This is a genomic window from Caryophanon tenue (genome assembly GCF_001700315.1).
Lineage (GTDB): Bacteria > Bacillota > Bacilli > Bacillales_A > Planococcaceae > Caryophanon > Caryophanon tenue.
Genome location: NZ_MASJ01000025.1, coordinates 1 through 4,687 on the forward strand (window position 1 = coordinate 1; position 4,687 = coordinate 4,687).

Sequence of the window (4,687 nt, forward strand, 5' to 3'; positions counted from 1 at the left end):
AGATTTGGTTAAGTCCTCGACCGATTAGTATTCGTCAGCTCCATACGTCACCGCACTTCCACCTCGAACCTATCTACCTGATCGTCTTTCAGGGGTCTTACTTACTTGCGTAATGGGAAATCTCATCTTGAGGGGGGCTTCATGCTTAGATGCTTTCAGCACTTATCCCGTCCACACATAGCTACCCAGCGATGCCCTTGGCAGAACAACTGGTACACCAGCGGTGTGTCCATCCCGGTCCTCTCGTACTAAGGACAGCTCCTCTCAAATTTCCTACGCCCACGACGGATAGGGACCGAACTGTCTCACGACGTTCTGAACCCAGCTCGCGTACCGCTTTAATGGGCGAACAGCCCAACCCTTGGGACCGACTACAGCCCCAGGATGCGATGAGCCGACATCGAGGTGCCAAACCTCCCCGTCGATGTGGACTCTTGGGGGAGATAAGCCTGTTATCCCCGGGGTAGCTTTTATCCGTTGAGCGATGGCCCTTCCATGCGGAACCACCGGATCACTAAGCCCGTCTTTCGACCCTGCTCGACTTGTAGGTCTCGCAGTCAAGCTCCCTTATGCCTTTACACTCTACGAATGATTTCCAACCATTCTGAGGGAACCTTTGGGCGCCTCCGTTACCTTTTAGGAGGCGACCGCCCCAGTCAAACTGTCCGCCTGACACTGTCTCCTACCCCGATGAGGGGCATGGGTTAGAAGTTCAATACAACCAGGGAAGTATCCCACCGACGCCTCAACGCAAGCTGGCGCTCACGTTTCTCAGGCTCCTTCCTATCCTGTACAAGTTGTACCAAAATTCAATATCAAGCTACAGTAAAGCTCCACGGGGTCTTTCCGTCCTGTCGCGGGTAACCTGCATCTTCACAGGTACTATAATTTCACCGAGTCTCTCGTTGAGACAGTGCCCAGATCGTTACGCCTTTCGTGCGGGTCGGAACTTACCCGACAAGGAATTTCGCTACCTTAGGACCGTTATAGTTACGGCCGCCGTTTACTGGGGCTTCAATTCACAGCTTCGCTTGCGCTAACCGCTCCTCTTAACCTTCCAGCACCGGGCAGGCGTCAGCCCCTATACTTCACCTTACGGTTTTGCAGAGACCTGTGTTTTTGCTAAACAGTCGCCTGGGCCTATTCACTGCGGCTCTCATGCGCTATGCACGCTCAAGAGCACCCCTTCTCCCGAAGTTACGGGGTCATTTTGCCGAGTTCCTTAACGAGAGTTCTCTCGCACACCTTAGGATTCTCTCCTCGACTACCTGTGTCGGTTTGCGGTACGGGCACCTCTCACCTCGATAGAGGCTTTTCTTGGCAGTGTGAAATCAGGAACTTCGTCCATACGGACTCGTCATCACAGCTCAATGTTAAAGTATGCGGATTTGCCTACATACACACCTTACTGCTTGAACAGAGACAACCAACGCTCTGCTTACCCTATCCTACTGCGTCCCCCCATTTCTCAAACGGTGAGGAGGTGGTACAGGAATATCAACCTGTTGTCCATCGCTTACGCCTATCGGCCTCAGCTTAGGTCCCGACTAACCCTGAGCGGACGAGCCTTCCTCAGGAAACCTTAGTCATACGGTGGACGGGATTCTCACCCGTCTTTCGCTACTCATACCGGCATTCTCACTTCTAACCGCTCCACCAGTCCTTCCGGTCTGACTTCAACGCTGTTAGAACGCTCTCCTACCACGTGTCCATACGGACACATCCACAGCTTCGGTGAATCATTTAGCCCCGATACATTTTCGGCGCAGCGTCACTCGACCAGTGAGCTATTACGCACTCTTTAAATGATGGCTGCTTCTAAGCCAACATCCTGGTTGTCTAAGCAACGCCACATCCTTTTCCACTTAATGATTACTTTGGGACCTTAGCTGGTGGTCTGGGCTGTTTCCCTCTTGACTACGGATCTTATCACTCGCAGTCTGACTCCCGTGTATAAATATCTGGCATTCGGAGTTTGTCTGAATTCGGTAAAGCGAGATGCCCCCCTAGTCCAAACAGTGCTCTACCTCCAGTATTCTCAATCACGAGGCTAGCCCTAAAGCTATTTCGGAGAGAACCAGCTATCTCCAGGTTCGATTGGAATTTCTCCGCTACCCACAGCTCATCCCCGCACTTTTCAACGTGCGTGGGTTCGGACCTCCAGTAAGTGTTACCTCACCTTCATCCTGGCCATGGGTAGATCACCTGGTTTCGGGTCTACGACCACGTACTCATTCGCCCTATTCAGACTCGCTTTCGCTGCGGCTCCGTCTTCTCAACTTAACCTCGCACGTAATCGTAACTCGCCGGTTCATTCTACAAAAGGCACGCTATCACCCATTAACGGGCTCTAACTACTTGTAGGCACACGGTTTCAGGATCTATTTCACTCCCCTCCCGGGGTGCTTTTCACCTTTCCCTCACGGTACTGGTTCACTATCGGTCACTAGGTAGTATTTAGCCTTGGGAGATGGTCCTCCCGGATTCCGACGGAATTTCACGTGTTCCGCCGTACTCAGGATCCACTCTGGAGGGAATAAACTTTTGACTACGGGGCTTTTACCCGCTATGGCAGACCTTTCCAAGTCGCTTCGTCTAGCTCATTCTTTTGTAACTCCGTATAGAGTGTCCTACAACCCCAAAGAGCAAGCTCTTTGGTTTGGGCTCTTCCCGTTTCGCTCGCCGCTACTCAGGGAATCGAATTTTCTTTCTGTTCCTGCAGGTACTTAGATGTTTCAGTTCTCTGCGTCTGTCCTCATCACGCTATGAATTCACGTGTAGATACTATGCGATTAAGCATAGTGGGTTCCCCCATTCGGAAATCCCCGGATCAAAGCTTACTTACAGCTCCCCGAGGCATATCGGTGTTAGTGCCGTCCTTCATCGACTCCTAGTGCCAAGGCATCCACCGTGCGCCCTTAATAACTTAACCTAAAAGTTACTACTTAAACCCGAAGGTTTAAGATTTTAAGAGATACACGTCAATTACTTGACTTGTTTCTATTTAAAAAATAGATGTTTTGTTTGTTTTCGATATCGTTTTATCCAGTTTTCAAAGAATGATGAGCAGTAACCACGATTGGTTACTTTCCGAAGTTATCCTTAGAAAGGAGGTGATCCAGCCGCACCTTCCGATACGGCTACCTTGTTACGACTTCACCCCAATCATCTATCCCACCTTCGACGGCTGGCTCCATAAAGGTTACCCCACCGGCTTCGGGTGTTACAAACTCTCGTGGTGTGACGGGCGGTGTGTACAAGGCCCGGGAACGTATTCACCGCGGCATGCTGATCCGCGATTACTAGCGATTCCGGCTTCATGTAGGCGAGTTGCAGCCTACAATCCGAACTGAGAACGGCTTTATCGGATTGGCTCCCCCTCGCGGGTTGGCAACCGTTTGTACCGTCCATTGTAGCACGTGTGTAGCCCAGGTCATAAGGGGCATGATGATTTGACGTCATCCCCACCTTCCTCCGGTTTGTCACCGGCAGTCTCCCTAGAGTGCCCAACTAAATGCTGGCAACTAAGGACAAGGGTTGCGCTCGTTGCGGGACTTAACCCAACATCTCACGACACGAGCTGACGACAACCATGCACCACCTGTCACCGTTGTCCCCGAAGGGAAAACTATGTCTCCATAGTGGTCAACGGGATGTCAAGACCTGGTAAGGTTCTTCGCGTTGCTTCGAATTAAACCACATGCTCCACCGCTTGTGCGGGCCCCCGTCAATTCCTTTGAGTTTCAGTCTTGCGACCGTACTCCCCAGGCGGAGTGCTTAATGCGTTAGCTGCAGCACTGAGGGGCGGAAACCCCCCAACACTTAGCACTCATCGTTTACGGCGTGGACTACCAGGGTATCTAATCCTGTTTGCTCCCCACGCTTTCGCGCCTCAGTGTCAGTTACAGACCAGATAGTCGCCTTCGCCACTGGTGTTCCTCCAAATCTCTACGCATTTCACCGCTACACTTGGAATTCCACTATCCTCTTCTGCACTCAAGTTCCCCAGTTTCCAATGACCCTCCCCGGTTGAGCCGGGGGCTTTCACATCAGACTTAAAGAACCACCTGCGCGCGCTTTACGCCCAATAATTCCGGACAACGCTTGCCACCTACGTATTACCGCGGCTGCTGGCACGTAGTTAGCCGTGGCTTTCTAACAAGGTACCGTCAAGGTAGCGCCAGTTACTACGCTACTTGTTCTTCCCTTGCAACAGAGTTTTACGAACCGAAATCCTTCTTCACTCACGCGGCGTTGCTCCATCAGACTTTCGTCCATTGTGGAAGATTCCCTACTGCTGCCTCCCGTAGGAGTCTGGGCCGTGTCTCAGTCCCAGTGTGGCCGATCACCCTCTCAGGTCGGCTACGCATCGTCGCCTTGGTGAGCCGTTACCTCACCAACTAGCTAATGCGCCGCGGGTCCATCCTATAGTGACAGCCGAAACCGTCTTTCCAATTCTCTTCATGCGAAGAAAACAATTATCCGGTATTAGCTCCGGTTTCCCGAAGTTATCCCAGTCTATAGGGTAGGTTACCCACGTGTTACTCACCCGTCCGCCGCTAACGTCATTGAGAAGCAAGCTTCTCAAGTCAGTTCGCTCGACTTGCATGTATTAGGCACGCCGCCAGCGTTCGTCCTGAGCCAGGATCAAACTCTCCAAAAAGAATTTGAGTTAAGCTCAAATTTT

2 rRNA genes are annotated in these 4,687 nt (G+C 51.7%); both read right to left on the reverse strand.

Going from position 1 to position 4,687, the window contains the following annotated elements:
• Positions 1-4: 4 nt before the first annotated feature.
• A 23S ribosomal RNA gene (locus tag A6M13_RS11665) occupies positions 5-2,932 on the reverse strand.
• Between the two features lie 174 nt (positions 2,933-3,106).
• Positions 3,107-4,663 (reverse strand): 16S ribosomal RNA (locus tag A6M13_RS11670).
• Together the 16S and 23S rRNA genes form the textbook arrangement of a ribosomal RNA operon.
• Positions 4,664-4,687 lie beyond the last annotated feature (24 nt).